Consider the following 26,546-nt stretch of genomic DNA (forward strand, 5'->3'; position numbering starts at 1 on the left):
CGGGATCCGGCCGGGCCGGCGGCGGCCGATGGCCCGAGGGGCCCGCCTCATCGCAGCCCGTGACCGCCGGGGGACGTACCGGTTCCCACGCTGCTCAGCGTACTGCGGTCCGGCCGGGCCGATGCCCGCGAATCCGGCGGGGGCCCGAGGCCGAACGGAACCTTGACGCCGGTGCCGGGACCGGCCGGACGGATCGACGCCGTTGTCGATCACGCCGCCGGCCCGCGCCGTCACCGGCACGGGAGCGCGCGGGTCAGCCTGCCGAGGCGCGGACCCGTCTGCGCGAGCCGCGTGACGAGCCGACCCCGCTGCCGGTACGCGACGCCGCGCGTTGGGCCGGCGCCATCGGCTGCGCCACGGCGACCACGGTGTCGCCACGCGCCGTGTCCGACGCCCGGTCCGACGCCCGATCCGCGACCGAGTCCGACATAAACGCCGACAGAAAGCGCCGCTCGTTCTGGCTGAGTTTGCGCGACCGGCCGGATTCCCGGTCCCGCGCGACCACCACGGTCCGCGCCCGCATAAAGGTGAGCGGCTCGCGGCAGACATTCACCTCGACGTGGGCGGAACTCCGCCCGATCCGTTCCACGGTCAACCGCACCGACAGCGGCTCGGGACGGTGGTGCAATTGTTCCAGATAATCGATCTCGTGCCGGGCGATAATGAATCCGGACGGGAACAGCGATTCCCGCACGGCGGTCGCGTGGTGGCAGAACAGGTCGTAAATCCCCTCCTGGATGTAGCCGACCAGGCGGGCGTTGTTGATGTGCCCGTTCTCGTCGACGTCGCTCCACCGGGTGGGGCAGGACAGCACGTGCACGCCCGGGTTCAGCGCGCTCACTGCTGCGTCAGCTCGGCGCCGGCGCCGGTGGGGAGCAGCGCACGCTGCAACCTGGCGTAGTAGCCCGAGTGTTCGGCGGCCATCCGGGCGGCCGTCCAACCCTCCTCGGCGGCTTCGGCGGCCGCCTGGACGACCAGGCTGTCGAGCACCACGTCGACCGACCGGCAGAGTTCGGCGACCGCCGCCAGCCGTTCGATGACGTCCGCCGCGCCGGCCGCGTTCCGCGCCGGAAAGGCCGCCAGTGATTCGACCGCGAGCTGCAGATCGTCGATGACGTCCGACCGGCTTTCCTCCGGGGAATTCCGCATGCTTTTCTCCAGGACCAACTCGGGCCGCTACGGCCCGGTAACTGACGTTCGAATACACCTTGCTCGGTGTCGGCCCCCCGACGGCTTCGACGCTATCCCAGTCGGCGCGGGTCCGCAGAAGGTTTTCGGACGGTGACGGGAAACTGACTTCCATCGGAGTAGTTTGCGGGGGTACACAATATGCCCCGTCAGCCGAACGCGGTAAGCAGAACGGGTGGTATCGCCGACCCGCCGAGCAAGATCAACTGTCGTCGGTCACTGATCTGGTAGCAGCCTCCGGCCGAACGGCGCCGGGGGCCGGCGGCCCCCGGCTGGATCCCGTCGCGGCCGGCCCCCTGTCAGACCTCCAGCAGCTCCAACACCCGCGTCCAGCTGTACGACCCGGGCACGAACTCCGCGATCCGCACCCCCATCCGCCGCAGCCTGGCCAGGCTCTCCTCGTGTGCCGGATGCGCGGCCTGCGCCGAGCTGAGACAGGGCTGCGCCGCCACCGGAATCCCCCACCCGTACGACTCGCACAGGATCCCCAGCGCGAGCGTGTCCGAGATCCCGGCAGCCCACTTGTTGATCGTGTTGAAAGTCGCGGGCGAGACGACGATCGCGTCCGGATCCGGCAACGGCCGGGGGTCCCCCGGCTTCCGCCAGGCCGAACGGATCGGGTACCCCGTCTGCGCCTCGATCGCTTCAACATCGATGAACCCCATGGCAAGTGGCGTCGCCACCACCCCCACGTCCCACCCCCGCCCCTGCGCGGCGGAGATCAGCTCCCCCACCCCACCCGCGACCCCCGCCGCACACACGACGACGTAGAGCACCGGCTTCCTCGCCTCGGTCATCTCCCGAACTCCCCTCTCATCAGGCCGTCGAACGCCACCACTGACCACCCCCACCGTGCCCGCTCAGAGCGCGGAAGCCTCCGGATAGTGCATCCGGAGCTCGCCGAGCACGCGCTCGTCGGCGGCCCTGACCTCCCAGAGCGAGCTGTCGAACTCCGTCAGGACCACCGCCAGCCCGTCCGGACCGAAGCCCCGGGCCTCGGCATCGACCAACTGGACGCCGGGGGCCACCAGCGAGAGCAGCGTCAGGGTGTCCATGCCGTCGCCCGCCGAGCGGCGCTCCAACTCCGCAGTGAGGTCCCACCGTTCCTCGCACTCGACGCGCCACCGCAGCCCGAGTCCGGAGCTGCCGAGGCGGACCAGCAGTTCGGCCAGCGTCACGTAGTGCCGGCCCTGCCAGGCAGGAAAGCTGATCCCCGTCATCCCCGCCGTCCCCGCGTCGGCCACGTCTCCAGGCCGGCGATCAGGCATGTGCTCAGGCCGGCGATCAGGCAGGCGATCAGGTCTGTGATCAGGCATGCGCCCAGGCTAGGCGACCTTCCCGGCGGACGGCCCGTCGGCCCCCACCAGCTCCGCCACCGCGTCCGCGCACCCCCAGCTCAGCGTGACCCCCGCCCCGCCGTGCCCGTAGTTGTGCACGATCCGGAGCCCGCCCGCGCCGTCCTCGACCTCCAGCCGCACCCCGCCCCGGCGGTCCGGGCGCAGGCCCAGCGGCTGGCCGATGATCTCGGCTCCGCGCAGTTCGGGGACGTGCACCGCGCACCGGGCGAGGATCGCCTCGGCCGTGAGCCGGTCGGGTCCGAGGTCCCAGCTGCCCTCCTCGAAGGTGCCGCCCAGGACGACGTCCCGGCTGCGCGGGTGGACGTAGGTGTATCCGGCCGGGTCGTCCTGGATCCGCAGCGAGGACCGCAGCCCGGGGTTGCGCACCAGGACGAGTTGCCCTCGCACCGGCCGCAGCGCGTCGTCCCCGCACAGCTGTCGTGCGCCGAGTCCGCTGGCGTTGACGGCGACGGGTGCCCAGGCGCGGGCCTGCGGGAGGGTGTCGAGGCGCCGGTGGACGACCTCGCCCCCGCCGTCCAGGAAGCGGCCGAGCAGCCAGGGCAGGTAGAGCGGCATCTCGACCGTCGGAGCGGTGAACCGCCAGCCGTCCGCGTACCCCGGGGCGAGTTCGGACGGTTCCAGCCGGCGCAGGTCCGGGACGCCGCCGCCCCACCAGGGCGCGGCGTCGCCCTGCCGCCGGTGCGCGGGCATCCAGGTGTCGCGCATGACCACGCCGGGCACGCCGTCCGCCGCCTGCCGGGCGAGTTCGGCGAAGGTGGTGGCGGACCAGTCGGCGACCCGCTCACCGGTCTCCACCCCCACCGGGTACCAGACGGCCGCCGCGACGGCCGAGACCGTCGACAGCAGGCCGTCCGCCGTCACCACCACCACCCGCAGGCCCCGCTCCTGCAACCGCAGGGCCGTGGTGAGCCCGATCACCCCGCTGCCGATCACGACGACGTCCACACCGATCCCCTCCCGTTCTCCACCTGCCGACAACAGCGCGCTTCCAGGGAAGCGGGACGGCCCGAGAGCCGTCCAAGACCAGTTCGATAGCCCCGCGATAAGGCCCCCTTATCACCGCAGGCAGCCCGGTCGCCCGCCGGCGACCACCGGTGACGACCCGGCGGCCACCGCCGCGCGACGGCCCTACCATCGACCGGTGGACCTTCGCCGAATGCGCTACTTCTCCGTGCTGGCCGAGGAGTTGAACTTCACCCGGGCCGCCCGCCGACTGCGGGTGGCGCAGCCGGCGCTGAGCCAGCAGATCCAGGCGCTGGAGCGGCAGCTCGGTGTGCGGCTGGTCGAACGCACCAGCAGGGGCTGCACGTTGACGCCGATCGGCCGCGGAGTCGCGGAAGAGGCCCGGCAGCTGCTGCACCAGGTGGCCGAGGCCGACCGGCGGATCACGGCGGTGGCCCGGGGGCAGCAGGGCAGCCTGCGGGTGGCGTACACCCGCTCGGCCCGCGGGGGCGTCTGCGACACCCTGATGTCCGAGTTCCGCGAGCGCCACCCCCGGGTGGAGGTCGCGCTGCAGACCGGCTGGACGGCCCACAACGTCGGGGAGCTCCTCGCCGGGCGGCTGGACGCGGCCTTCGTCCGGCCGCCGCTGGACGTCCCCGAACTGGCCTGCCGGATCATCGCCGAGGAGGAACTGCTGCTGGCGGTTCCGTCCGGCCACCCACTGGCCCACGGCCGCGGCCGGGTCGACCGGAGCCGCATCGGTGACGAGCCGGTGGTGCTGTGGCCGCGCGCCAATGGCCCCGGGATGCACGCGTCGATCACCGAACAGCTCTGGCCCGACCGGCCGCCCCGGATCGTCCGGGAGGAGCCGGACGACGAGCAGTTGCTGCTGGCGGTGGCGGCCGGTCACGGCATCGCGCCCATTCCGGAGGGCCGGGCCCGGGTCTTCCGGATTCCGGGCGTGAGTCTGCGCCGGCTGACGCGTCCGGTGCCCACGGTCACGCTGGGCCTCGCCCACAATCCCCGGACGGCCCCGCCGGCGGTCCAACTCCTGCTCGCCATGGCCCCACGGCTCCCCACCTCGCCGGCCACGACGTCGACACGGTGAACACATCGGGCCCGCCCCCCCACGCACGAACGGGGGCGGGCCCGACAAGGCAAGGATCTTCACTGATGCGGCCGAAGGAGCGAAGATGCGTGACCGCCGCGCCACGCGCAGTGTTGACGGTTCGTCACCCCCATCCGTCCGGAGTCCCGTCCCCATGCGCACCGCACTCGCCGCCGCCCTGCTCCTCGGCGCCGCCCTGACCCCGGTCCTCACCGCGTCCCCCGGCCAACGCGACGCCGGCCGGCGCGCTCCCGGAAGCGGCAGCAGTGACGCGCGCGGTGAACCAGGGCCACAGCGTTCCGGTCGGCGGCATCACCGACCTCGGCGCGCTCCCCGTCCTCGGCAGCCTCGGCCTGGACTTCGCCCGCCTGCTCGGCCAGCAGGCCCCCGTCCCCGCCACGGGCCGACGGCCCCCGCTTCCCTTGATCGCGGACCGGCGCCGCCCAACCGGGTTACGCTCGACCCGCGCGGCGCGCCGCCCGCGCTGCCGACCGAGGGGGGAACGCGTGATCGGGGACCTGCTGCCGGACGTCGTGGTGACCGAGGTGGCCTACGACGACCCGCCCGGGGCGCGGCTGGAGCCCGCCGAGGAGCAGGCCGTCGCCCGGGCCGTGGACAAGCGCCGCCGCGAGTTCACCACCGTCCGCCACTGCGCCCGCACCGCCCTGGCCCGCCTCGGCGTCCCGTACCGCCCGCTCGTCCCGGGCCTGCGCGGCGCGCCGAGCTGGCCGGACGGCGTGATCGGCAGCCTCACCCACTGCGAAGGCTTCCGCGCGGCCGCCGTCGCCCGGGCCGGCACCCTAGCCTCGGTCGGCATCGACGCCGAGCCCGCGCTGCCGCTCCCGGAGGGCGTCCTGGAGTCCGTCGCCCTGCCGTTCGAGCAACAGCGGCTGGCCGGGCTCGCCGCCGAGCACCCGGGCACGCCGTGGGACCGCATCCTGTTCAGCGCCAAGGAATCGGTCTACAAGGCCTGGTTCCCGCTGACCGAGCTGTGGCTGGACTTCCACGAGGCCGAGCTCGACCTCTCCCCAGACGGCACCTTCGCCGCCCGCCTGCTGGTCCCCGGCCCGGTGGTCGGCGGCCGCCGCCTCGACGGCTTCGACGGCCGCTGGACGATGCGCGACGGGCTGCTCGCCACCGCGATCGCCGTCGAGCCGTAGGCGTGACCGTAGCCACTCGTCTCCCGGCCGCTCGTCTCCCGGCCGTCTCGCCCCGGCATATCCTCGATCGCGTGACGGTGACTTATGTGATCGACGGCAACGAGATCGGCACCCTGGAGGACTTCTGGGACGTGGTCGGGCGGACGATCGGCGTCGACGGCTACTTCGGCCGCAACCTGGACGCCTTCGCGGACTGCCTGCGGGGCGGATACGCGTCCGCCGAGGACGACGACTACGTCATCGAGTGGCGCAACCACGAGGTGTCCCGCCGCAAGCTCGGCCACCCGGAGACGGTCCGCCAGCTGGAGCGGCGGCTCAGCCGTGCCCACCCCACCAACCGCGAGGACATCGTCGCCAAGCTGGCCGCCGCCCGGGCGGGCAAGGGGCCGACGGTCTACGACTGGCTGGTCGACATCATCGAGGAGCAGCGCCCGGGTGGCCTCCGCCTGGCGTAACACTCCCGACGCCTCACATCACATCGGACAACCGGACGAACCGCCGCCCCTCCGCCAGCAGCCCCGGCACCGCCGCCGCCACCCCGGCGGCGGTGCCCCTGCCCGGTTGGTTCATGTGTCCGATGACGACCGCCCCCGGCCGCGCCGCCGCCACCTCCTGCCGGACCTCGGAGGCAGGGAGTGTCGCCCCGCCGTCCCCGTTGACGCTGAAGCCCACGACGCGTTCGCCCAGGTCGGCGACCACCCGGACGGCGACGTCGTCGTAGTGCGCGGTGCCGGAGCGGAAGAACCTCGGAGGGCGCCCGAGCAGCCCGGTCAGCTTGTGGGCGTTGCCCGCGACCTCGTCGTACACCTCCCCGACCCCGCCGGTGCCGGCGATCCCGTACGCCGAGCGGCCGGTCACCGAGAGCGGGCGGTGGACGGTGCCGTGGTTGCCGATCTCGAACAGCGGGTCGGCGGCGAGCCGCTCGAAGACCTCCGGGTTGGCGTCGATCCACCGGGCGTTCAGGAACAGCGTGGCCGGGACCTTGTTCGCGCGCAGGAAGTCGATCAGGTCGGCGTCGTAGGCGTTCCCGCCGGGGCCGCCGCAGGCGTCGAAGGTCAGCGCCATCGCACGCTCGCCCTCCGGCAGCCCGGTGATCACCCCGGAGACGTTCAGCCCCCACTCGCTCGGCGCCAGGGCCCCGTACCGCTGGACCATCTCGGCCCGGCTCGGCTCCCTGGCCACCGTGGGCGCGGCTGACGGCGCGGTCGAAGTCGCGGCCGACGGCGTTGCCGACGGACTCGCGGACGCACCGACCGACGGCGTGGCTGACGGACCCGCAGCCGGACCCGCCGACGCCGTGGCGTCCGCCGCCCCCGCAGCGGAGACTGCCGGCGAGACCGATCCGCTCTCCTGCGCGGCCCGCCCCACCCGGCACCCCGCCAGCGTGCCCCCGGCCACCACGGCCGCCAGCAGCGATCGCCGACTCAGCGCCACACCAGCCTCCCAACCGGCCCATCGCCATTCGCCATACCCACCGACCACATGACTGTGAGCCGACCATACGTCACTCACCGCAACTCGCCCCCGCCCCCGCCCGGGCCCCTTCACCGACCCGCCCCACCCCGGTGGGCCCCGCCTCACCCCGGGTTCACCCCCCGGGGTAGGCCTGCCGGCGAACCGCCCACCCCAGCCCGGAGGCCCCGATGCCCGCCGACCCCGCACACCCGACGAACCCCGCCCGCCGCGACCTGCTCCGCACCGGCCTCGCCACCGGCGCCGCCACCGCCCTCGGCCTCGCCGCCACGGCCGCCACCGCCGGCACGGCATCAGCCACCCCCGGCCAAGGCCCGGACAGCCGCACCCTCACCCTCACCGGCCACCTCCCCACCGGCGCCCCCGACTTCGTCTACCTCCCACTCGAAGTCCCCGACGGCGTCCGCGAGATCGCCGTCTCCTACACCTACGACAAGCCCCCGGTCCCCGCCGGCACCCCCGGCAACTCCTGCGACATCGGCATCTTCGACGAGCGCGGCACCGACCTCGGCGGGGACGGCTTCCGCGGCTGGTCCGGCGGATTCCGCAGCGAGTTCGCCCTCTCCCGCGGCGCCGCGACCCCCGGCTACCTCCCCGGCCCGATCAACCCCGGCACCTGGCACATCGCACTGGGCCCCTACCAGGTCGCCCCGCAGGGCCTGGACTACCGCGTCCAGGTCACCCTCCGCTTCGGCGAGCCGGGGCCGGACTTCAGCCCGCACTACCCGCCGGAACGCGCCCGCGGCCGCGGCCGGGCCTGGTACCGGGGCGACTGCCACCTGCACACCGTGTACTCCGACGGGCACCGGCTACCCGAGGAGGTGGCCGCCGGAGCCCGGGAGGCCGGCCTGGACTTCATCGTCTCGACCGACCACAACACCAGCTCCTCGCACGCCGTCTGGGGCCCGCTGGCCGGCCCCGACCTGCTGATCATCGCCGGCGAGGAGATCACCACCCGCAACGGCCACTGGCTGGCCCTGGGCCTAGAGCCCGGCCGGTTCGTCGACTGGCGCTACCGATCCCGCGACGAGGAGTACCCGCGCTTCGTCCGCCAGGTCCACCGCTCCGGTGGCCTGGTGGTGCCCGCGCACCCGTACTGCCCGTACGTCGCCTGCCAGTGGAAGTTCGGCTACGAGCAGGCCGACGCCGTCGAGGTGTGGAACGGACCGTGGACGTACGACGACGAGTCGGCCGTCGACACCTGGGACGCCCAGCTCGCCGCCGCCCTGCGCGGCGGCAACGGAAACGGCGCCAACGGAAACCGCGGCGACGGAAACCGCGGCCGCTCCTGGCTGCCCGCCATGGGCAACAGCGACGCCCACAGCGCCCCCCAGGTGATCGGCTCCCCGCACAACGTCGTCCTCGCCGAGGACCTCACCCGGGACGCCGTCCTCGACGGGCTGCGCGCCGGACGCAGCTGGCTGGCCGAGTCCGCCGTCGTCGAGCTCGACCTCACCGCCACCGGCAACGGCCGTCAGGCGGGCATCGGCGAGGAGCTGACCGTCCCGGCGGACGCCCCGGTGGACGTCCGGCTCACCGTCTCCGGCGTGCCCGGCGGTACCGTCCGCCTGATCACCGACGAGGGGCAGCTGCACCAGGAGTCGCTGCCCGCCGCCGGCTCCGGCACCGTGGTGTGGCGCACCACCGCCTCGCTCGCCGCCTACGTCCGGGCCGAGGTGCGCCATCCGAAGGCCGACGGGACGCCCGGCCAGGGCAACTCGATGGGCGCGGACCTCCCCTGGGGTCCGATGGCGGCCCTCACCAACCCGATCGTGCTGCGCACCGGGGACCGCTGAGCACCACCGCCGAGCCGACCGCGGACCGGGAGGGGGGACGACTCGGAGCACCCGTTTGGACTAGGTTGATCCCCGAAACGCATCAGTCGTAGGGACGAGGCGGTCGGCTGTCCGCATCCGGGCCGACCGGCTCCTTCGCACTCCCACCGCCTCGCCCCGGCTGTCCGTACGAACCGACCCCGACCGACCCCGTCCGAACCCGACCGACCCCGCCCAACCCGACCGAACCTGACCGACCCCGTCCGTCCCCGGCCCGCGAAGGGATCAGCAGCTGTGAACCGTACGACCGTAGGTGGGCCGGAGCTCGGGGGCGGCCGGGGCGCCGGGGGCGTCCTCGTCCTCGTCGACCCCTCGGGGGCCGGGAACAGCCCGGTCGCCGGGTTGCTCGCCCAGGAGCTGCACCCGAGCGTCCACCTGCGGACGGACGACTTCCTGCAGGTCATCCGCAGCGGCCAGCTGCCGCCGCACCTCCCCGAGGCCGCCCGCCAGAACGCCACCGCGCTGGCCGCCGCCGCCCAGGCCGCCTTTGCCTACGCCACCGGCGGCTACCAGGTCGTCGTCGAGTGCCCCGACGTCCCGTCCTCCCTCGACACCTTCCGCCGCGAGAGCCGCACCACCGGCGCCGCCCTCCACTACGTCGTCCTCACCACCGCGGCCCCCACCACCCCGCACGAGCTCGACACCACCACCCTCACCCCCGACACCACCGCCAAGTCCGTCCTCACCGCCCTCACCACCCGCACCCACCTCCTCGGCTGGTGACCGCACGGGGTGCCCGGGGCAGGACTACGCCCCCACCACCCCGTCGATGGCCTCACGCAGGAAGTCGGCGTGCCCGTTGTGCCGGGCGTACTCGTGGATCAGGTGCAGCATCACCAGGCGCAGCGACACCTCGGCCTGCCAGCGGGGCTGGTAGCCGGTGACGTCGAGCGAGGGGGCGGCGAGTTCGATCCGGCGGGAGTGCTCGACCTCGGCCTGCCAGGCGGCGAAGGCCTCGGCGCGGGTGGACCCGCTCGCGTCGTACGCCACCTGGTAGTCGCCGTCCTCGGACCAGACCAGCGGGACGTCCTCCCCGTCGATCACCCGGCGGAACCAGGTGCGCTCCACTTCCGCCATGTGCCGCACCAGCCCGAGCAGGCTCAGCGTGGACGGCGGGCTGGAGCGCTCCCGCAACTGCTCGTCGGTCAGGCCCTCGCACTTCATGGCGAGGGTCGCCCGGTGGAAGTCCAGGAAGCCGCGCAGCATCTCGCGCTCGCCGCCGGTCAGCGACGGTACGGGTCGATTGTCGGTGTTCATCGGGTCGTTGCTCCTCGCGATCGTCAATTTCCCGGCGGACTGTAGCGAACGGCAGGCCCATCCGGACAACGCGTTTCGGGGCCCGACAGCCCCTTGATCAACACCCGACCCGTCCTTGATCCCCACGCCGGCCGTCAACCCCGAACCGGCCCCGTCACGTACCGTGTTCGGACCGCCACCGGTTTGGGTACGTACCTCGGCGCGCCCGACGGCCGGGCGCCCACCGAGCAGGAGACCCGACGGCCCATGGACCACAACCACATCCCCCCGACGGTACGCCGGACGTACGGCGCCGACGATCTCAGTACCGCCCCCTCGTTCGCAGGCGGGTTCATCAACTTCGGCGACTGGCAGGGGATCGACGTCACCGCCCCGACCCCGGAGGACCGGGTGCGCAGCCAGGAGCAGCTGTACCGGCGGGTGCTGCGCGCCTTCCCGGAGCCGCGCGAGCAACTGCGGCTTGCCGAGGTCGGCTGCGGCCGTGGGCTCGGGGCGGCCCTCGCGCTGCGGGAGTTCCGCTTCGCCTCCGTCACCGGCGTCGACATCCACCCGGACCAGATCGAGCGCGCCCGCGCCGTCAACTCCCGCGCCCTGGCCACCTATCCGGACCGGCTCACCTACACCATCGGCTCGGCGGACGAACTCCCGTTCCCCGACGCCTCCCTGGACGGCCTGTACTCCGTCGAAGCCGCCCAGCACTTCCGCGAACTCACCGGCTTCGCCCGCGAATCGGCCCGCGTCCTGCGCCCCGGCGGCCGCCTGGTGGTCACCACCTTCTTCGCCGCCCCCGGCGACGACGTCACCGAACGCCTCAAGATCCTGCTCGCCAGCTTCGCCGACGGCCTCGATATCGCCCACCACCTCGACGACTTCACCACCGACCTCACCGCCGCCGGCTTCACCGACGTCACCACCGAATCCATCGGCTCCGACGTCTGGCCGGGCCTCGACCGCTACCTCGCCGACACCGTCCCCACCGACCACTGGACCCGCAACTTCCTCCCCGCCTGGCACCACGGCCTCCTCGACTACCACCTCGTCACCGCCACCCGCGCCGCCTGACCCCCGACGGTCAGCGCCGGCCGAACCTGAACACGGGCCTTTCCGCTCCCCCAGTCCCACGCCCACACCTAGGCAGCACGCTTGCGACAACACACGGAGCGTGTTGACCCCTGCGCCGCACTCGTACCATCCGGCGGCCTCGTCATGTGATCGTTCCGCGCAGATCGGGCGGGTTGTGCGATGACCTGTCAGAGCCGCTGCTCAGGGCCGGATCGGGCGGCAGAACTGCCCCTATACTGACCGCCACCCCACGGAGGGGGCGACCGGGACATCGGGGGAGTCGGATGAGCGGCGGCGACGACGGCGGGGTCGGGGTGGGGTTCAGTGCCCACCCGGACAAGCTCGGGGACGCTGGTGACCAGCTGATAGCGGCGAGTACGGACGTGGGCTCGGTGAAGGACGCGCTGGGCAAGCTCGGCATGTCCGGTGAGGACACGTTCGGCGAGTACGGCGCGAGTGACGCGGCCAAGGCGTTCTGGCAGGCCTGGCAGGACGAACTGGGCGTGAACGTGGACGCCCTGAACGACCTCGGCGGCAAGGTGCACACCACCGCGGCCAACTACACCAACACCGATCACGGCGTCAGCCAGCAGTACCAGTACCAGCACCAGGGGGCGTGACGGTGCCCGACCACGGCATGGACCCGCTCAACCCGCTCGGCGTCGAGCAGCGCTCCCTTCGGGAGCAGGTCGAGGGGCTGAAGAAGACCATCGACGAGTCCCACGGCATGTGGGGCGCCGGCGACCTCAAGTACGCGGTGCACGACGCCCTCCAGCTGCCCGCGCCCAAGGGCGACCCGGGCAAGCTCGGCGAGCTCGCCGCCGCCTACAACACCGCCGTCTCCCAACTGGACACGGTCCAGATGAAGGTGGCGCGGGTGGGCGCCCAGCACCTGCCGGACGCCTGGACCGGGCAGGTCGGGGAGAAGGCCGCCGAGGTGGTCAAGGCCTCCGCCGACGACCTCGGGCGCTGCCACGAGATCCTGGGCAAGGGCCGGGACCAGCTCAAGGCGCTGGCCTCCGCGCTCAGCGGGGCGCAGTCCCTGCACGGGCAGGGCCACGCACCGCTGACCGAGGCGCTGAAGCTGCTGCACGACATCACCTTCAGCGACGGGCCGGACCTGGTCCACTGGGACGACGACAAGATGCACCGCGCCCACGCCAGGGCGAAGGAGGGCATCAAGTCGATCTACGACGCCGCGGTGAAGGCCGAGGAGGCCGGCCGGGCCGCCGCCCGGGAGCTGCACGCGCTGGCGGACAAGGCGCTGGCCGCCCGCTTCAAGAACAAGGGCCTCGGCGCCGCCGACAAGCTGGTCGTCGCGGACGCGGAGGTCGCCGGCAGCGACCAGTTCGGCGCCATCCTCACGGCCAACGACGTGACCCGGGCCGGCCAGTTCATGGACAAGATGAGCGACGCCGACCGGGCCCGCTTCGACCAGCTGCTGGCCGGCAGCAAGTCCCCCGAGGAGCGCGCCTACCTGATGAAGGCGCTGGCGGCCGGGCACAGTTACGACGAGATCAAGGCCTTCGACGACCAGATCCACGGGCACGGCGACGACCCGGCCTGGCTGGCCCAGCGCCTCTCGCCGGTGCAGATCGACTCCTCCTCCACCAACCAGTCGAACACCGCCTACCAGGGCGTGGCGTGGAACCAGGGCGACAAGCCGACCTGCGTGGCCGCCTCGACCGTCACCGCCCGGGCGATGGTCGACCCGCTCTACTCGCTGCAGCTCACCACCGGGGGTCACCCCGGTGACCCGAAGTACGACAACGGCCAGGCCGCGTACGACCGTTGGCTCAAGGAAACCGACCGCGTCTACGACACCAAGAACTGGTGGAACGAGTGGCAGGACGGAATGAGCGACGGCGAGTCCAAGGACGCCGCCAACGACGAGATCGGCAAGCACACCGGGGCGGGCTACCACACCGTCGACCTGGAGGGCCCGGAGCAGCGCAGGGACGTGCTGGCCCAGGTCGAGTCGGCGGTGGACCAGGGCAAGCCGGTGCCGATCGGGGTCAAGGAGGACACCTGGTTCCGTCCGGACGGCCACCAGATGATGATCATCGGCCACCGCGGCGACCAGCTGGAGATCTACAATCCCTGGGGATACACCGTCTGGGTGAGCGAGAACGACTTCGTCAACAACCACATGGAGGGCGCGGCGCAGGGCGGCAACATGCCGATCGCCGACCACGTCCAGATGCCCCAGTGAGGCCCCGGGTGAGCACGTGAGCACTTCCCCCCGACCGACTCCGCAGTCGATGAGCGACGCCCGCCTGGCCGAGCTGGACGTCGAGGTCCTGCTGCGCTTCGGCCTGCCCGCCGCGGGGCCGCACCGCTCGACGCTGTTCGGCGACGGCGCGGTGGCCGCCGCGATCACCGTCGACCGGCTCGGCGTCATGCCGCGCGCCCTGGTCTTCCTGGGCGAGGTGGTCCGCTCCGGCGGCACCCGCTTCGCGGCCGGCCTGCCCGAGCCGCTGCCCGGCCCGGCGGCGGCGGTGGCGCGCGGCTGGCTGGAGGCGGCCGCAATGGTCGCCGGGGACGCCACCGGGGACCTCCTGGTCGCCCGCTGGCTGGACGCGGTCGCCGCCGTGCTGGCACTGCGGGTCACCCACCGGGAGGCGAGCGCGTGAACTGGCGTCGGATCCTGATCGCGGCGCTCGCGCTGCTGGCCGTCGCGGGCGTGGTGGGGGCGGTGGTGGTCCACCGGATGACCACCGGCAAACTCGAACACGGCACGGTGTTCTCCGCCGACTCCGGTGAACTGGCCGTCAAACCGGGCGAGTTGTTCTCCGTGGAGGTCAGCGCCCACCGGGTGACCGGCCAGGTCTGGAGCGTGGCCGCCCCGGCTCCCGACCCGGCCGTGGTCCAGACCGTGGGCGACGAGTACGTCAAGAACTTCGGCCTCAAGGACCTGGTCGGCGCCACCGGTTCGGCCGGCTCCGGCGGCCGCTACTACTTCGTCTTCCGGGCCGGCCCCAAGTCCGGCCGGGCGACCATCACCCTGCGCAACCCCAACCACACCGGCGGCGCGGGCGGCTCGGACCAGGGCGAGCGGCACTACACCGTCGAGGTGGGCTGAACACCGGGGCCGCCACGGAGTGAGTACGACTGCCGCCACCTCCACCGCCTACGGCCGGGCGTAGCGCTCCCGCAGGCGGTGGAGGCAGTCGACGACGGGAGCACCTCGTCGCCGCAGCGCCCGCTTCCCCAAATCACCGGTGCAGTTGACGGTCTGTTCGGCGACGAAGTCGGTGATGTCGCCGCCGAGGGCCGTTTCGCGCAGCAGCCGACGGGCCTCGCGCAGGCCGACGAACCACCGGTCGTCGGGGACGGGTGCGACGTCCGGTGAACTCATGGCCCGGGGCGGCCTCGGCGACGCCAGGCACCCCCACTCCTCAGCCGACCACCGTCACAGCCACCCCAGCCGCCGCCGACGCCTCAAGCGCCGCGAGCCGGCGCAGGCTCGCCCGGCGCTGCACCGCGGCCAGGCCGGTGGACGCCGCGCCGAGCGCCAGCCAGCCGACCGGGCCGGCTGCCATCACCACGCCGGTCAGCAGCATCGGCCCCACCGACTTCTGCACCGACTGGGACATCCCCGCCACGCCCAGGTAGGAGGCCTTGGCGCGCGGTGGTGCCAGGCTGACCGCCAGCTCCCAGGAGCTCACCGAGCGCATCAGCTCCGCGAGGGTGACCAGGGCCGCGGCGGCCAGCAGGGCGAGCGAGGCGGTCAGCGGGCCGCCGCCGGTCGAGAGCGCGATCAGCAGGCAGCTCGCGAGCAGGGTCACCCCGTACCAGCCGACCGCCGTGGTCGCCCCGCGCGGGTTCTCGGCCCAAGCCGAGACGCGCAGTTGCAGCACCACCACCAGCACGGTGTTGAGGGTCAGGAAGGCCGGGACGACGGCGTGCGGCGCATCGGTGTGGTGGATCAGCCACAGCGGCAGCCCGACGTTGAGGACGGAGTCGTCCAGGCACATCGGCAGGTCCAGCAGGACGAACAGCAGGTAGCCGCGGTCGCGCCAGGGGCTCGGTACGGCCTCGGGGCCGCCCTCGACCCCGGAGGGCTGAGAGGAGGGCTGAGCGGACGGCTGCGCCGGCGGCGTCGCCACCAGTCCGCGGCCGGCCGGCTCCGTGGTGCGCCGGATCAGCAGGGCGGCCAGCAGGTAGGAGAGCGCGTTGGCCACGATCAGCGCCCGGTAGGCGGTCGTGCTCCCCACCGCCAGACCGATCGCCGCGAAGCCCGTCCCGACGGCGTACCCGCCGTTGGCCACACTGCGGAACAGCGCCTGGTAGGTGGCGCGGCGCTCGCCCGCGACCCGGGTGGCGAACAGCATCTCCAGGGTCTTGGCCCCTCGCTCGGCCAGACAGGTCAGGGCGACCGACAGCAGCAGCGCGGCGAAGTGGTCGACCACCAGCAACAGGCCCATGGTGGCCACCCGCAGCAGGTGGCAGCCGATCAGCAGCCCGCGCAGCGGCAGCCGCTCGGCCGCCCGCCCGGCCAGCGGCGAACCGATGATCCCGGCCACGGCGCCCACGCCGAGCAGCAGCCCGAGCCGTCCGGCGCCCATCCCGCACACGTAGGTGAAGTACAGCACCGAGGCCGCCGCCCACACCCCGCTGCCGGTCCGGTCCACGCCCTGCGCGAGCAGCATGATCCGCGCGTCCGGCCCACCCGGTGGCTGCCGCAGCTGCGCCCACAGTCCGTTCCCCCGCATGACAACACGCCCTCGTTTCACGTCCACCATCAATCTCGACATCAAGATACTTCATGTCGAGATAGCTTCGGAACCCCCGCCTCCGCACACCCCTTAGCGCCCCTCGACGCCCCTCGACGCCCGGGCTCCCGGCCGCCCCGGGTCGGGCCGACGACGGCACCACCCTCAGCCGGCCGGTCGAGTTCGAGCCGCGCCCCGGCCTGACCTACGCCCTGGACGCCCTGCAGTCCCCCGAGGCACTGAGCCTGACCATGACCGCCGACCCGGCCGCGCTCCCGCGCCCCGCGAAAGAGGAATTCCTCTACGGCATCGAGGAGTTGATCCCTCACCGAGGCCGCCCGCGCCGACCGGGTCGGCCGGACCGCCGGTTGAACCTGACATTGGTGTCAGGTTCTACCGTACCGGCATGACCACCACCACCGAATCCCTGCTCAGCCCGTACCGCCTCGGCGAGTTCGACCTGCCCAACCGCGTCGTGATGGCCCCGATGACGCGCTACCGGGCCGCCGAGGACGGTACGCCGCTGCCCCTCGTCGCCGAGTACTACGCCCAGCGCGCGAGTGCCGGACTGATCGTCACCGAGGGCATCTGGCCCAGCCGGGAGGGGCAGTCCGGCTGGCGCCTGCCCGGCCTGGAGACGCCCGCGCACGTGGCCGGCTGGCGCACCGTCACCGAGGCGGTGCACGCGGCGGGCGGGCGGATCGTCGCCCAGCTGATGCACGGCGGCCGCCAGGGCCACCCACTGAACCGACTGCTCGGTGACGTCCCGGCCGGCCCCTCCGCCGTCCCCGCCCCGAGCCCGGTGCACGTCCGGGACGGCGGCAAGGCCGAGGCCGTCGTCCCCCGCGAGATGACCCGCGCCGAGATCCACCGGACCATCGCCGACCACGTCACCGCCGCCCACAACGCCCTCGCCGCGGGCTTCGACGCCGTGGAGCTGCACGGCGCCAACTCCTACCTGATCCACCAGTTCCTCGCCGACAACACCAACCTGCGCACCGACGAGTACGGCCCCGGTACCCTCGAGAACCGGCTCCGCTTCCCGATCGAGCTGGTCACCGCCGTCGCAGAGGCCATCGGCCCGCACCGCCTCGGTCTGCGACTCTCCCCCGGCAACCCGCAGTTCGGCATGTACGAGGCCGACCCGGCGCCGGTCTACCGGGCCCTGCTGGCCGAGCTCGACGGCCTCGGCCTGGCCTACCTCCACCTCACCGACAACGACGACTACCCGGCGCTGGCCGACCTGCGCCCCCGCTGGTCCGGCCCGCTGATCGCCAACGTCGGGGAGAACCGCGACGCCACCGACCGCGAGCAGGGCGAGGCGGTGCTCTCCGCCGGACTCGCCGACCTGGTCTCCTACGGCCGCGCCTTCATCGCCAACCCGGACCTGCCGGAACGATTCGCCGCCGGCGCCCCGCTCACCCCCGTCGACGAGACCCACCTCTACGGCCAGGAGGCCACCGGCTACACCGACTACCCGAAGCTCTCGCACCGGATCTGACCGGAACCGTCTCCGGCCAGACCCATTGACATCCGGCAATAGCCTGGAGTCCATGCGGATCCTCGTACTCGGCGGTACCTCCTTCGTCGGCCGCGCGATCGCCGCCGACGCCCTGCACAACGGCGCTGAGGTCACCCTCTTCAACCGCGGCAGGACGAACCCCGGCCTCTTCCCCGAGGCCCACCACCTCATCGGCGACCGCGACACCGGCGACCACACCGCCCTGCGCGAGGGCGAGTGGGACGCGGTGGTGGACGTCAGCGGCTTCCGCCCCCGCCAGGTCGGCCAGGCGATGGCCGCCCTCGGCGACCGGGTCGGCCGCTACCTCTTCGTCTCCAGCCACGCGGTCTACCGACGGGACGGACTCGCCCCCTTCTCGGACGAGTCCGTCCCGCTCCGCGAGCCGCTGCGGGACGCCGAGCAGCTGACCGAGGCGACCTACGGCCGGCTCAAGGTCGCCTGCGAGCAGGACGTCACCGCCCGCTACGGCGACCGGGCGACGATCGTGCGCCCGGGCAAGGTGGCCGGTCCGTACGACCAGGACCGGGGGCTGACCTACTGGGCGCGCCGGGCGGCGCGCGGCGGCCGGATCGCGCTGCCCGGACGCCCCGAACAGCCGGTCCAGGTGGTCGACTCGCGCGACCTGGCCCGGCTGGTGCTGCGACTGATCGAGGACGACCGGCCGGGCGCCTTCCACGCCGTCGGCCCGGCCGAACCGACCACCCTGGGCGGGCTGATCACCACCTGCGCCGAGGTCGCGGGCACCGAGATCGAGATCGTCCCCGTCCCGCCGGAGACCGCCCCGCCGCCCTTCTTCCCCCTGGTCCGGGAAGAACGGCTCTGGCCCGGCCAGCAGCGCGACCCGGCCCGGGCCCGCGCGGCCGGGCTGCCCGCCACCCCGCTCGAGGTCACCGCCGCCGACGTCCTCGCCTGGGACCGCGGCCGCGGCGAACCGCCGCTCGGCCACGGCTTCACACCCGAGCAGGAGGCCCTGGTCCTGGCCGAGGCGGGCGCCCGATGACCACCGACCAGACGATCACACCGGCCTCCGGCCCGCGGATCGCCCCGATGCGCCCCGAACACGCCGCCGCCGTCCTGGCGATCTTCCAGGAGGGCATCGACGCCGGCAACGCCACCTTCGAGACCAGCGCCCCCAGTTGGGACGCCTTCGACGCCGCCAAGCTCCCCGAGCACCGCCTGGTAGCCCTCGACGCCGACACGACGAACGACGACCGCGTCCTCGGCTGGGCCGCCGTCTCGCGGGTCTCCGCCCGCGACGCCTACGCCGGCGTGGTCGAGCACTCCGTCTACGTCGACTCCTCGGCTCAGGGCAGGGGCGTCGGGCGGGCCCTGCTGGCGGCCCTGCTCGCGTCCACCGACGCCGCCGGGATCTGGACCGTGCAGTCCGGCATCTTCCCGGAGAACACCGCCAGCCTCGCCCTCCACCAGCGCACGGGCTTCCGGGTGGTCGGCACCCGCGAGCGGATCGGCCGACTGGACGGCCGCTGGCGCGACGTGGTCATGGTCGAACGCCGCAGCCCGGTGGTGGACTGACGACGGGGAGCCGTCCCCTGATCGATTGTCAGAGCCACCCGCTAGGGTCGGGCTCGAACAATCGCGCCACACCGGTACGAATCCGCACCGGCACGCCCGACCGCACACCCACGCCCGAACACCGCGCGCCACCGCGAGCACCGCGCCACCACCAGGGGGGACCATGACCACTCCGGGCACCAGCCCGCTCACCACCGCCGACCTCGTGGACGGCTGGCGCCGGGTCGGCGTCCGACCGGACATGGCGCTGATGGTGCACTCCTCACTCTCCAGCCTCGGCCGGGTCGAGGGCGGGGCGGAGGCCGTGGTGGCCAGCCTGCGCGAGGCCGTCGGGCCGGGCGGCACGGTCGTGGTGCCCACCTTCACCACCGGCACGGTCTGCGACCCGGCGCCGGACCACGCCGGCCTGCCCACCCCCGAGATCGCCGAACTGCGAGCCGCCGTCCCGCTGTTCCACCCCGAGCTGCCGTCCCCCATGGGCGCGATAGCCGAGGCGCTGCGCGCCCTGCCGGAGAGCCTGCGCAGTACCCACCCGCAGGCCTCGGTCGCCGCCGTCGGAGCGCACGCCCGGGAGGTGACCGCCCGTCGCTCGTTCGGCTGGGCCGTCGGCCGGGAGTCGCCGTTCGGCGCGCTGCACGACCTCGGCGGGTACGTGCTGCTGATCGGGGTCGGGCACAACCGCAACACCTTCCTGCACTACGCCGAGACCTTCGCGCCCAACCGCCGGCTCAAGCTCCGCCGCTTCCCGCTGGCGATCGAGGGCGAGCGGGTCTGGCTCGAGGCGCCCGACGTGGGCAACGACGACGACACCCATTTCCCGCTCGTGGGGCGGGAGTTCGAGGTGCTGGTGGGCATCCGGGAGGTGCTGGTCGGCAACGCGCCCTGCCGGCTGATCCCGGTCCGCGAACTCATACCCTTCGCCGTCCGCCGCCTGACCGAACTGCTCGCGGCCGACGGCTCCGGAGCGGCGTAGCCCGGCCGACCGCCCGTCCCGGGACGGAAACCACCCGTCCCGGACGGCCGACCGGACCACGCCCGTCACACCAGGTCACCTGACCACCGGTCACCAGCGAGACGTCAATGCGCCTCGTCGTGCACGGAGTTGCTCTCCTGGATCTTCTTCCAGGACTTGGGCTCCACCGGCAGCTGCCCGTCGCCCCGGTCCGCGTCCGCCCGCGCACCCGGCGCCAGCGAGGCCGTGGCCGGCGCCGCGGCCCCCGGCGCCACCGGCCCGACGGCCGGCTTGGCGGCGGTGAACAGCCAGGTGTTGAAGAGGTCCCCGAGCTTCTGCCCGGACACCTTCTCCGCGTACGCCTGGAACTCCGGGATGGTCGCGTTGCCGTACCGGCGCTCGGTGGGCCAGCCCTTGAGGATCCGGAAGAACTTCTCGTCGCCGACGGCGTTGCGCAGCGCCTGGATGGCCACCGCGCCCCGGTCGTAGACGGCGGTCGCGAACTGGTTGTCCGCGCCCGGATCGCCCGGCTTGACGGTCCAGAACGCGTCGTCGGCCGGGTGCGAGGCGTAGACGTAGTCGGCCAGCTCCTGCGCGGTGCCCTCGTTCTCGTGCTCGGACCAGAGGAACTGCGCGTACCGGGCGAAGCCCTCGTTGAGCCAGATGTCGCTCCAGCGCGAGAGCGAGACGCTGTCGCCGTACCACTGGTGGGCCAGCTCGTGCACGACCACCGAGGTGTTGGCGCCCTTCGCGAACTGCCGGGGGCTGTAGAAGACCCGGGTCTGGGTCTCCAGGGCGAAGCCGGTCGGGACGTTCGGGACGTAGCCGCCGACCGAGCTGAACGGGTAGTCGCCGAAGTAGCCGCTCAGCCAGTCCACCAGCTCACCGGTGCGCTCGACGCTGGCCCGCGCCGCGTCCGCGTTGTCGCCGAGGCCCTTGCTGTACGCGTTGTAGACCGGCAGCCCGTTGGCCGTGGTGTCGGTGCTGATGTCGAACTTGCCGACCGCGAGCGTGGCCAGGTAGGTCGCCTGGGGCTTGTTCTCGCGCCAGCTGTAGCGGGTCCAGCCGGCCTGCGAGGTGGTACCGGTCAGGATGCCGTTGCTGATCACCTGGTTGCCGTCCGGCACCTGCACCGAGACGTCGAAGGTGGCCTTGTCGCTCGGGTGGTCGTTGCTCGGGAACCACCACCAGGCCGACTCGGGCTCGCCCGCCGCCACCGCGCCGTCCGGGGTGCGCAACCAGGCGGTGAAGCCGTACTTCTTCACGGTGGACGGCACGCCCTTGTAGCGGACCACCACGGTGGCCTGGCTGCCCTTGGCCAGCGGCCGGGCCGGGGTGACCTCCAGTTCCTGCTCGCCGCTGGTGGCGAAGGTCGCGGGCCGCCCGTTGACCCGCACCTCGGAGACGTTCAGCGCGAAGTCGAGGTTGAACCGGGAGAGGTCCTGGGTCGCCGTGGCGAGGATGGTGGTGGTGCCCTCCAGTTCGTCGGTGGCGGGCTGGTACTTCAGCCGGATGTCGTAGTGGGAGACGCGGTATCCGCCGTTGCCGTAGGTCGGGTAGTAGGGATCGCCGACCCCGGCCGCGCCGGGTTGGAAGTCGGCGGCCGAGGCGGGGACGGCCAGGAAGATGCTCAGGGCACTGGCAGCAGAGACGATCAGCCTCTTGCGCAACGTGGTCCTCCAGGATCACCGGAACGATGGGTCGGATCGATCCTTGTCCCGGTGGCTCCGGTTCCACGCGCCGATTATGAGATGTTCATGCAAAGAAACAAGCCGAAATGATGCGGTCGGCCGAACCGGACCTCACTGCCGCCGCCTCACCCCCCGAGCGCCACCGGCGCCCGCACCAGCGAGCCGTACTCCGTCCACGAGCCGTCGTAGTTCTTCACGTGCGGGTACCCCAGCAGCTCGGTGAGCGCGAACCAGGTGTGCGCGGACCGCTCGCCGATCCGGCAGTAGGCGATCACCTCGCGCTCCGCCTCGACGCCCTTGCCCCCGTACAGCGCCCGCAGCTCCTCCGCCGAGCGGAACGAGCCGTCGTCGTTGGCCGCCTGCGACCAGGGCACGTTGACCGCGCCCGGGATGTGCCCCGGCACCTGGGCCTGCTCCTGCGGCAGGTTCGGTGGCGCGATCAGTTCACCCCGGAACTCCGCCGGGGAGCGGACGTCCACCAGCACCGCGTCCGCGCCGGGCTTGGCGAACACCTCCGCCTTGGCCAGCACCTCGTCCCGCAGCGCCCGCAGCTCCGGCCGTTCCGGGCCGGTCAGCCGGTAGGTGGTGTGCTGGTAGTCCATCACCTCGTGGGTAAGCTCCCGCCCCTCCAGCTCCCACTTCTTGCGCCCGCCGTCCAGCAGCTTCACCGGCCCGAAGCCGCGCAGCCGCAGCAGCCAGTACGCGTACGCGGCGAACCAGTTGTTGTTGCCGCCGTACAGCACCACGGTGGTGTCGTCCTCCACCCCGGCCGCCCGCAGCAGGTGCTGGACGCCCTCGCGGTCCGCGTAGTCACGGCCGACCTGGCTGTGCAGGTCGGTGGTCCAGTTCCAGCCGACCGCGCCGGGGATGTGGTCCCGGTCGTAGGCGGTGGTGTCCTCGTCGACCTCGACGACCCGGATCGTCCCGTCGTCCAGGTGGTGGGCCAGCCAGTCGGTGCGGACCAGCACCTCGGGGTGTGCGTAGCCGTTGCCGGTCATCCCAGGCCCTCCTTCGCTCTGCCCAGGCTGCGACGCCCGACCACGGGCACAGGCAGACCGCAAGGGCACGACGGGGCACCGGCGACCGGGCCGGACAGTTCGAAGCTACGCCGACCGTCCGGCCCGGGCCACCCCGCGGTCCGCGCCGCTCAGGAGAAGATCACCGAGCGCAGCTTCAGCCGGTCGCCGAGCTTCTTGCCGGGGTTCATCACGTAAAAGACGTCACCCTTGCAGTCGAAGTCCAGGAAGACCGTCGCCGTGGACCCGGTGAAGTTCTCCGGCGCGAAAGCCGGGTCCATCTCGGTCGCGCCGAAAAGGTTGATGCACTTGCGGCTCTCCGGGTCGGCGATCCCGGCCGGGACGCCCGGGCCGACCTTGTAGAGGAAATCGCCGGTGGCGGCGTTGGCCGACATCGGAACGGCGAGGACGAGGGCGACGGCGCTGGCGACGGAGAGCACGGCATTGCGGAGACGCATGGGAAGGGGCCTTTCAGGCGGTACTCGGAGTACCTGAGGAATTGGTGCGAGATCACCCTAGAGGCCCAAAATCCACAGAAACGGTTCTCCAAATCCACTCGATCGGGCGGTTTAGCCGCCGCAGCCGCTACCCATCCGACCGGCATATGCCCAGCTTTCCGATTCCCGATACCGGACATTCGCATTTCAGTTCGGCGGCGCCGTGAAGTAGTACCCGGAGTCGATCAGCGCCGGCAGGTACAGCTTCAGCGCCGCCACCGTCTGCGAGCGGTCCCCGCCGCCGTCGTGGTTGAGCACGATCGACCCGGGCCGGACGTCCTTGAGGATCCGCTCGGTGATCGCCGAGGTCCCCGGACGGGCCCAGTCCCTCGGGTCCACCGACCAGGCCATGTTCCGCAGCCCGAGGTCGGCGGCCACCTTCAGCGACACCGGCGACCAGTCCCCGCCGGGGGCCCGGAACCAGGTGGGCAGCCGACCGGCGGTCCGCTGCAGCAGGTCGGAGGTGCGCTCCAGCTCGTCCCGCACCGCGCTCTCCGACATGTGCCGCAGGTCGGGGTGGGTCCAGGTGTGGTTGGCGATGTGGTGACCGCGGTCCGCGATCTCCTTCACCAGGGCCGGGTGCTCGACGGCGTTCTCGCCGATCAGGAAGAAGGTCGCCCGGATCCCGTGCTGCTGGAGCAGGTCCAGCACGGCGGGCGTGTACTTGGGGTCCGGCCCGTCGTCGATGGTGAGCGCCACCACCCGCTGGGCCGGGTCCAGCTCGTACACCGGCTTGCTCTCGGCGTCGCTGAGCGCCTTGCGGACGGGCTGCACGCCCGACGCGTCGGCCCACGGGGTGACGGAGGCGGACGGCGGCGCCGGGGAGGGCACCGGGGACGAAGCGCTCGCGGACGGCGACGCCGCCCCGTCCGCGGGGACCAGCACCTCGGGCGCTCCCGCCGCGGCGTCCGGATTCGTCGAGGAGGACCCGTCCCCGCTCCAGGGGCTCTTGCAGCCGGCGGCCGCGCCGAGCAGCGACATCCCGGCCGCGACCAGCAGCAGCCTACGCGAAGTGACCCGGGAGGCCACCGGAGACTTAATCTGACGATCAGACAGCATTCTGAATGCTTGCCCCGCCGCTCATCGCCCTTCCCCGAGGGCAACTCCGACGGACCCGATCACCACTCCGACGGCCCACAAAGCGCCCCGACCCCGCCACCCCCGGGCCGTCGACGGATCCTCCCCGACCGGACGCTCCGGTTCCTCTCAGGACCGCTACGCTGTGCCTTCCCCAGTGTGATGATCTGCCATCAGAGGACGTGGCCATGACGACAAGTCAGGACTTCCCCCAGCAGGGCCCGCAGGACGACGACGCCGAGGTGAGCCAGTGGGAACGTTTCGGCGTCGACACCACCGCCCCGCACTCTGCGCGCGTCTACGACTACTGGCTGGGCGGCAAGACCAACTTCCCGCCGGACCGCGCCATGGGACAGGCCATCGAGGAGGCCGTGCCCAGCGTCAAGGAGATGGCCAAGGCCAACCGCGCCTTCCAGGGCCGGGCCGTCCGCTACCTCGCCCGGGAGCACGGAATCCGCCAGTTCCTCGACCTCGGCACCGGGATCCCCACCTCTCCCAACACCCACGAGATCGCCGAGGCGGTCAGCCCCGGCACCCGGGTGGTATACGTCGACAACGACCCGATCGTGCTCGCCCACGCCCGCGCCCTGATGGTCTCCAGCCCGGCCAGCCGCACCACCTACATCCACGCCGACCTGCGCAGGCCCGAGGAACTGTTCGCCGAACCGGCGCTCACCTCCACGCTGGACCTCACCCAGCCGGTCGGCCTGCTGATGATCGCCGTACTGATGCTGATCGCCGACGAGGACGACCCGTGGGGCCGGGTCGCCGCGCTGCGCGACGCCCTGCCCGTCGGCAGCTGCCTCGCCCTCACCACCCCCACCCCGGACTTCGACCCGGAGGCGGTCGGCAAGGTCGCCGAGGCCGCCCGGGCCGGCGGGATGACCCTGGTGCCGCGCGGCTACGACGACGTGCTCCGCTTCTTCGACGGCTGGGAGCTGGTCGAGCCGGGCGTCGCCCCGGTGCTGGCCTGGCGCCCGGACGGCGAGCCGCCGGCCGACCCGAAGGCGGCGTACTACTGGGGCGGCGTCGCCATCAAGCGCTGACACCACACCACCGGGCGGGCCGGCCGCGCCGTCACTTCAGCAGCCGCGACAACCGCCGGTCCGCCAGCGGCTTGCCCCCGGTCTGGCAGGTCGGGCAGTACTGCAGCGAGGAGTCCGCGAAGGACACCTCGCGCACGGTGTCCCCGCAGACCGGGCAGGGCTGGCCGGTCCGCCCGTGCACCCGCAGCCCGACCTTCTTCTCCGCCTTCAACTCCCCCGCCGCCAGCCCACGCGAACGCTCCACCGCCTCCCGCAGCGTGCCGCCGAGCGCCTCGTACAGCCGTTCCGTCTCCTCCTCGGTCAGGCTGGACGCCAGCTTGTACGGCGACATCCGGGCCGCGTGCAGCACCTCGTCCGAGTAGGCGTTGCCCACCCCCGCCAGCACGCTCTGGTCCCGCAGCACACCCTTGAGCCGACGGCGGTCGCCCAGCAGCAGACCAGCGAAGGCCTCCAGCGTGAACGCCGGATCCAACGGATCCGGCCCGAGCCCGGCCACGCCGGGCACCTCCACCGGGTCCCGCACCACGTAGACGGCAAGGCCCTTCTTCGTCCCCGCCTCGGTCAGTTCGAACCCGTCCCCGGCCTCACCCACGAGCCGCAGCCGCAGCGCCAACGGATTCTTCGAGCCCGGCCGGGCCGGCTCGACGGGCAGGCTGTCCTTCCACCGCAGCCACCCGGCCCGGGCCAGGTGGACGACCAGGTGCAGCCCACCCGCCTCTACATCCAGGAACTTCCCGCGCCGCGTCACCGACCCGACCGTCCGCCCCTCCAACGCCGTCACCGGCGGGTCGTACGTCTTCAGCGCACTGATCGCCACCGGCTGCACCCGGGCGATCACCCGCCCGGTCAACCGCTCGGACAGGAAGGCACTCAACGCCTCGACCTCGGGCAGCTCCGGCATGCGCCCAGTCTCCCCCACCCCCACCCCGCCCGCGACCGCCCACACCCCCGCCCCTCATGACCACGCGGGCAACGCCCCACGCGCCCACACCCACCTCCTCCCCCCACACACAACTCCCCCAGGCGAGAGGGACGCGCTGCGGGAGGGGCGGTGGAGGGGGTGGCCCGGAGAGGGGCGTTGCGGGTGATTTTCAGACTGCCAACGGCGCCCAAC

At 72.8% G+C, this 26,546-nt stretch carries 29 protein-coding genes; 15 read left to right on the forward strand and 14 right to left on the reverse strand.

The genetic code is table 11. The annotated features are described in order from the left end of the window. Positions 1 to 253: 253 nt before the first annotated feature. The 5 genes from ACWCYO_RS26980 to ACWCYO_RS27000 all read right to left on the reverse strand — a co-directional run bounded on the left by ACWCYO_RS26980 (position 254) and on the right by ACWCYO_RS27000 (position 3,491). A complete protein-coding gene (locus ACWCYO_RS26980) occupies positions 254 to 841 on the reverse strand; it encodes an acyl-CoA thioesterase (protein WP_270148897.1) in 588 nt (195 codons plus the stop codon). Continuing rightward, entirely contained in the window at positions 838 to 1,149 is a 312-nt protein-coding gene (locus tag ACWCYO_RS26985; RefSeq protein WP_270148895.1) for a hypothetical protein, read from the reverse strand. The genes ACWCYO_RS26980 and ACWCYO_RS26985 overlap by 4 nt, the downstream gene beginning before the upstream one ends. Positions 1,150 to 1,487: 338 nt before the next feature. Then, complete coding sequence (locus tag ACWCYO_RS26990) at positions 1,488 to 1,985, reverse strand: flavoprotein (protein ID WP_270148894.1); 498 nt, start codon at positions 1,983 to 1,985, stop codon at positions 1,488 to 1,490. A 63-nt stretch (positions 1,986 to 2,048) separates the two neighbouring features. Continuing rightward, on the reverse strand, positions 2,049 to 2,408 hold the full coding sequence (locus ACWCYO_RS26995) for a hypothetical protein (RefSeq protein ID WP_270148892.1): 360 nt from the start codon (positions 2,406 to 2,408) through the stop codon (positions 2,049 to 2,051). A 105-nt stretch (positions 2,409 to 2,513) separates the two neighbouring features. Continuing rightward, the gene (locus ACWCYO_RS27000; RefSeq protein ID WP_449785635.1) at positions 2,514 to 3,491 is read right to left on the reverse strand and encodes an FAD-dependent oxidoreductase; all 978 of its coding nucleotides are present in this window, start codon (positions 3,489 to 3,491) and stop codon (positions 2,514 to 2,516) included. A gap of 196 nt (positions 3,492 to 3,687) precedes the next feature. Between ACWCYO_RS27000 and ACWCYO_RS27005 the strand changes: the two genes are divergently transcribed. From ACWCYO_RS27005 to ACWCYO_RS27015, 3 genes are all read left to right on the forward strand, one after another. Then, positions 3,688 to 4,596 carry a LysR family transcriptional regulator gene (locus tag ACWCYO_RS27005; RefSeq protein ID WP_449785636.1) on the forward strand — a complete coding sequence of 303 codons (909 nt, stop codon included), beginning with the start codon at positions 3,688 to 3,690 and terminating at the stop codon, positions 4,594 to 4,596. Positions 4,597 to 5,102: 506 nt separating this feature from the next. Further along, on the forward strand, positions 5,103 to 5,756 hold the full coding sequence (locus ACWCYO_RS27010) for a 4'-phosphopantetheinyl transferase family protein (RefSeq protein ID WP_270148886.1): 654 nt from the start codon (positions 5,103 to 5,105) through the stop codon (positions 5,754 to 5,756). Between the two features lie 71 nt (positions 5,757 to 5,827). Continuing rightward, positions 5,828 to 6,211 (forward strand): barstar family protein, encoded by a 384-nt coding sequence (locus ACWCYO_RS27015; protein WP_270148884.1) that lies wholly within the window; start codon positions 5,828 to 5,830, stop codon positions 6,209 to 6,211. A gap of 13 nt (positions 6,212 to 6,224) precedes the next feature. Here ACWCYO_RS27015 and ACWCYO_RS27020 read toward each other — a convergent pair whose 3' ends face one another. After that, positions 6,225 to 6,938, reverse strand: coding sequence for a polysaccharide deacetylase family protein (locus ACWCYO_RS27020; protein WP_449785637.1), 714 nt, complete (start codon positions 6,936 to 6,938; stop codon positions 6,225 to 6,227). 461 nt (positions 6,939 to 7,399) lie between these two features. Between ACWCYO_RS27020 and ACWCYO_RS27025 the strand changes: the two genes are divergently transcribed. After that, positions 7,400 to 9,025 carry a CehA/McbA family metallohydrolase gene (locus tag ACWCYO_RS27025; protein WP_449785638.1) on the forward strand — a complete coding sequence of 542 codons (1,626 nt, stop codon included), beginning with the start codon at positions 7,400 to 7,402 and terminating at the stop codon, positions 9,023 to 9,025. Positions 9,026 to 9,298: 273 nt separating this feature from the next. Beyond that, the gene (locus ACWCYO_RS27030) at positions 9,299 to 9,787 is read left to right on the forward strand and encodes a hypothetical protein (RefSeq protein ID WP_270148879.1); all 489 of its coding nucleotides are present in this window, start codon (positions 9,299 to 9,301) and stop codon (positions 9,785 to 9,787) included. Between the two features lie 24 nt (positions 9,788 to 9,811). Here ACWCYO_RS27030 and ACWCYO_RS27035 read toward each other — a convergent pair whose 3' ends face one another. Continuing rightward, complete coding sequence (locus tag ACWCYO_RS27035) at positions 9,812 to 10,321, reverse strand: DinB family protein (RefSeq protein ID WP_449785639.1); 510 nt, start codon at positions 10,319 to 10,321, stop codon at positions 9,812 to 9,814. Between the two features lie 246 nt (positions 10,322 to 10,567). Between ACWCYO_RS27035 and ACWCYO_RS27040 the strand changes: the two genes are divergently transcribed. From ACWCYO_RS27040 to ACWCYO_RS27060, 5 genes are all read left to right on the forward strand, one after another. Further along, entirely contained in the window at positions 10,568 to 11,383 is an 816-nt protein-coding gene (locus tag ACWCYO_RS27040) for a class I SAM-dependent methyltransferase (protein ID WP_270148875.1), read from the forward strand. Positions 11,384 to 11,667: 284 nt separating this feature from the next. Continuing rightward, the gene (locus ACWCYO_RS27045; protein WP_270148873.1) at positions 11,668 to 12,003 is read left to right on the forward strand and encodes a type VII secretion target; all 336 of its coding nucleotides are present in this window, start codon (positions 11,668 to 11,670) and stop codon (positions 12,001 to 12,003) included. Then, a complete protein-coding gene (locus ACWCYO_RS27050; RefSeq protein ID WP_270148871.1) occupies positions 12,000 to 13,595 on the forward strand; it encodes a peptidoglycan-binding protein in 1,596 nt (531 codons plus the stop codon). The genes ACWCYO_RS27045 and ACWCYO_RS27050 overlap by 4 nt, the downstream gene beginning before the upstream one ends. 49 nt (positions 13,596 to 13,644) lie before the next feature. Further along, positions 13,645 to 14,016, forward strand: coding sequence for a hypothetical protein (locus ACWCYO_RS27055; protein WP_270148869.1), 372 nt, complete (start codon positions 13,645 to 13,647; stop codon positions 14,014 to 14,016). Then, the gene (locus ACWCYO_RS27060; protein WP_270148867.1) at positions 14,013 to 14,465 is read left to right on the forward strand and encodes a protease inhibitor I42 family protein; all 453 of its coding nucleotides are present in this window, start codon (positions 14,013 to 14,015) and stop codon (positions 14,463 to 14,465) included. Before ACWCYO_RS27055 ends, ACWCYO_RS27060 begins: the two co-directional genes overlap by 4 nt. A 48-nt stretch (positions 14,466 to 14,513) precedes the next feature. On the opposite strand, the gene ACWCYO_RS27065 is transcribed toward ACWCYO_RS27060, so the two are convergent. Beyond that, entirely contained in the window at positions 14,514 to 14,741 is a 228-nt protein-coding gene (locus tag ACWCYO_RS27065; RefSeq protein WP_449785640.1) for a hypothetical protein, read from the reverse strand. A gap of 40 nt (positions 14,742 to 14,781) precedes the next feature. Next, the gene (locus tag ACWCYO_RS27070; RefSeq protein ID WP_449785641.1) at positions 14,782 to 16,098 is read right to left on the reverse strand and encodes an MFS transporter; all 1,317 of its coding nucleotides are present in this window, start codon (positions 16,096 to 16,098) and stop codon (positions 14,782 to 14,784) included. Positions 16,099 to 16,504: 406 nt separating this feature from the next. Here ACWCYO_RS27070 and ACWCYO_RS27075 point away from each other — a divergent pair, with 406 nt between their 5' ends. The 4 genes from ACWCYO_RS27075 to ACWCYO_RS27090 all read left to right on the forward strand — a co-directional run bounded on the left by ACWCYO_RS27075 (position 16,505) and on the right by ACWCYO_RS27090 (position 20,126). Then, entirely contained in the window at positions 16,505 to 17,599 is a 1,095-nt protein-coding gene (locus tag ACWCYO_RS27075) for an alkene reductase (protein WP_270148863.1), read from the forward strand. 52 nt (positions 17,600 to 17,651) lie between these two features. Then, positions 17,652 to 18,620, forward strand: a complete 969-nt coding sequence (locus tag ACWCYO_RS27080) for an NAD-dependent epimerase/dehydratase family protein (protein ID WP_270148862.1) — start codon at positions 17,652 to 17,654, stop codon at positions 18,618 to 18,620. Beyond that, the gene (locus ACWCYO_RS27085) at positions 18,617 to 19,153 is read left to right on the forward strand and encodes an N-acetyltransferase family protein (protein ID WP_449785642.1); all 537 of its coding nucleotides are present in this window, start codon (positions 18,617 to 18,619) and stop codon (positions 19,151 to 19,153) included. Before ACWCYO_RS27080 ends, ACWCYO_RS27085 begins: the two co-directional genes overlap by 4 nt. Before the next feature lie 163 nt (positions 19,154 to 19,316). Then, on the forward strand, positions 19,317 to 20,126 hold the full coding sequence (locus ACWCYO_RS27090; RefSeq protein ID WP_449785643.1) for an aminoglycoside N(3)-acetyltransferase: 810 nt from the start codon (positions 19,317 to 19,319) through the stop codon (positions 20,124 to 20,126). 104 nt (positions 20,127 to 20,230) lie between these two features. On the opposite strand, the gene ACWCYO_RS27095 is transcribed toward ACWCYO_RS27090, so the two are convergent. The 4 genes from ACWCYO_RS27095 to ACWCYO_RS27110 all read right to left on the reverse strand — a co-directional run bounded on the left by ACWCYO_RS27095 (position 20,231) and on the right by ACWCYO_RS27110 (position 24,368). Beyond that, positions 20,231 to 21,775 (reverse strand): M1 family metallopeptidase, encoded by a 1,545-nt coding sequence (locus ACWCYO_RS27095; RefSeq protein ID WP_449785644.1) that lies wholly within the window; start codon positions 21,773 to 21,775, stop codon positions 20,231 to 20,233. Between the two features lie 146 nt (positions 21,776 to 21,921). After that, entirely contained in the window at positions 21,922 to 22,794 is an 873-nt protein-coding gene (locus tag ACWCYO_RS27100) for a sulfurtransferase (RefSeq protein ID WP_270148857.1), read from the reverse strand. A gap of 149 nt (positions 22,795 to 22,943) precedes the next feature. Beyond that, complete coding sequence (locus ACWCYO_RS27105; protein ID WP_270148856.1) at positions 22,944 to 23,270, reverse strand: hypothetical protein; 327 nt, start codon at positions 23,268 to 23,270, stop codon at positions 22,944 to 22,946. Positions 23,271 to 23,456: 186 nt separating this feature from the next. Continuing rightward, on the reverse strand, positions 23,457 to 24,368 hold the full coding sequence (locus ACWCYO_RS27110; protein WP_449785645.1) for a polysaccharide deacetylase family protein: 912 nt from the start codon (positions 24,366 to 24,368) through the stop codon (positions 23,457 to 23,459). Positions 24,369 to 24,574: 206 nt separating this feature from the next. Here ACWCYO_RS27110 and ACWCYO_RS27115 point away from each other — a divergent pair, with 206 nt between their 5' ends. Next, positions 24,575 to 25,432 (forward strand): SAM-dependent methyltransferase, encoded by an 858-nt coding sequence (locus ACWCYO_RS27115; RefSeq protein WP_449785646.1) that lies wholly within the window; start codon positions 24,575 to 24,577, stop codon positions 25,430 to 25,432. Between the two features lie 31 nt (positions 25,433 to 25,463). On the opposite strand, the gene ACWCYO_RS27120 is transcribed toward ACWCYO_RS27115, so the two are convergent. Beyond that, positions 25,464 to 26,333: an Fpg/Nei family DNA glycosylase gene (locus ACWCYO_RS27120; RefSeq protein WP_270148852.1), complete on the reverse strand. Its 870-nt coding sequence runs from the start codon at positions 26,331 to 26,333 to the stop codon at positions 25,464 to 25,466. Positions 26,334 to 26,546 lie beyond the last annotated feature (213 nt).

The organism is Kitasatospora sp. NPDC001683, from assembly GCF_053596495.1.

Excerpts from the sequence above, each read along its gene's own strand:
- ACWCYO_RS27070 (WP_449785641.1), bottom strand. The coding sequence starts at position 16,098 with ATGCGGGGGAACGGACTGTGGGCGCAGCTGCGGCAGCCACCGGGTGGG.
- ACWCYO_RS27055 (WP_270148869.1), top strand. The coding sequence starts at position 13,645 with ATGAGCGACGCCCGCCTGGCCGAGCTGGACGTCGAGGTCCTGCTGCGC.
- ACWCYO_RS27065 (WP_449785640.1), bottom strand. The coding sequence starts at position 14,741 with ATGAGTTCACCGGACGTCGCACCCGTCCCCGACGACCGGTGGTTCGTC.
- ACWCYO_RS27110 (WP_449785645.1), bottom strand. The coding sequence starts at position 24,368 with ATGCTGTCTGATCGTCAGATTAAGTCTCCGGTGGCCTCCCGGGTCACT.
- ACWCYO_RS27075 (WP_270148863.1), top strand. The coding sequence starts at position 16,505 with ATGACCACCACCACCGAATCCCTGCTCAGCCCGTACCGCCTCGGCGAG.
- ACWCYO_RS27115 (WP_449785646.1), top strand. The coding sequence starts at position 24,575 with ATGACGACAAGTCAGGACTTCCCCCAGCAGGGCCCGCAGGACGACGAC.
- ACWCYO_RS27080 (WP_270148862.1), top strand. The coding sequence starts at position 17,652 with ATGCGGATCCTCGTACTCGGCGGTACCTCCTTCGTCGGCCGCGCGATC.
- ACWCYO_RS27090 (WP_449785643.1), top strand. The coding sequence starts at position 19,317 with ATGACCACTCCGGGCACCAGCCCGCTCACCACCGCCGACCTCGTGGAC.
- ACWCYO_RS27040 (WP_270148875.1), top strand. The coding sequence starts at position 10,568 with ATGGACCACAACCACATCCCCCCGACGGTACGCCGGACGTACGGCGCC.
- ACWCYO_RS27045 (WP_270148873.1), top strand. The coding sequence starts at position 11,668 with ATGAGCGGCGGCGACGACGGCGGGGTCGGGGTGGGGTTCAGTGCCCAC.
- ACWCYO_RS27085 (WP_449785642.1), top strand. The coding sequence starts at position 18,617 with ATGACCACCGACCAGACGATCACACCGGCCTCCGGCCCGCGGATCGCC.
- ACWCYO_RS27105 (WP_270148856.1), bottom strand. The coding sequence starts at position 23,270 with ATGCGTCTCCGCAATGCCGTGCTCTCCGTCGCCAGCGCCGTCGCCCTC.
- ACWCYO_RS27120 (WP_270148852.1), bottom strand. The coding sequence starts at position 26,333 with ATGCCGGAGCTGCCCGAGGTCGAGGCGTTGAGTGCCTTCCTGTCCGAG.
- ACWCYO_RS26995 (WP_270148892.1), bottom strand. The coding sequence starts at position 2,408 with ATGACGGGGATCAGCTTTCCTGCCTGGCAGGGCCGGCACTACGTGACG.
- ACWCYO_RS26990 (WP_270148894.1), bottom strand. The coding sequence starts at position 1,985 with ATGACCGAGGCGAGGAAGCCGGTGCTCTACGTCGTCGTGTGTGCGGCG.
- ACWCYO_RS26985 (WP_270148895.1), bottom strand. The coding sequence starts at position 1,149 with ATGCGGAATTCCCCGGAGGAAAGCCGGTCGGACGTCATCGACGATCTG.
- ACWCYO_RS27100 (WP_270148857.1), bottom strand. The coding sequence starts at position 22,794 with ATGACCGGCAACGGCTACGCACACCCCGAGGTGCTGGTCCGCACCGAC.
- ACWCYO_RS27025 (WP_449785638.1), top strand. The coding sequence starts at position 7,400 with ATGCCCGCCGACCCCGCACACCCGACGAACCCCGCCCGCCGCGACCTG.
- ACWCYO_RS27035 (WP_449785639.1), bottom strand. The coding sequence starts at position 10,321 with ATGAACACCGACAATCGACCCGTACCGTCGCTGACCGGCGGCGAGCGC.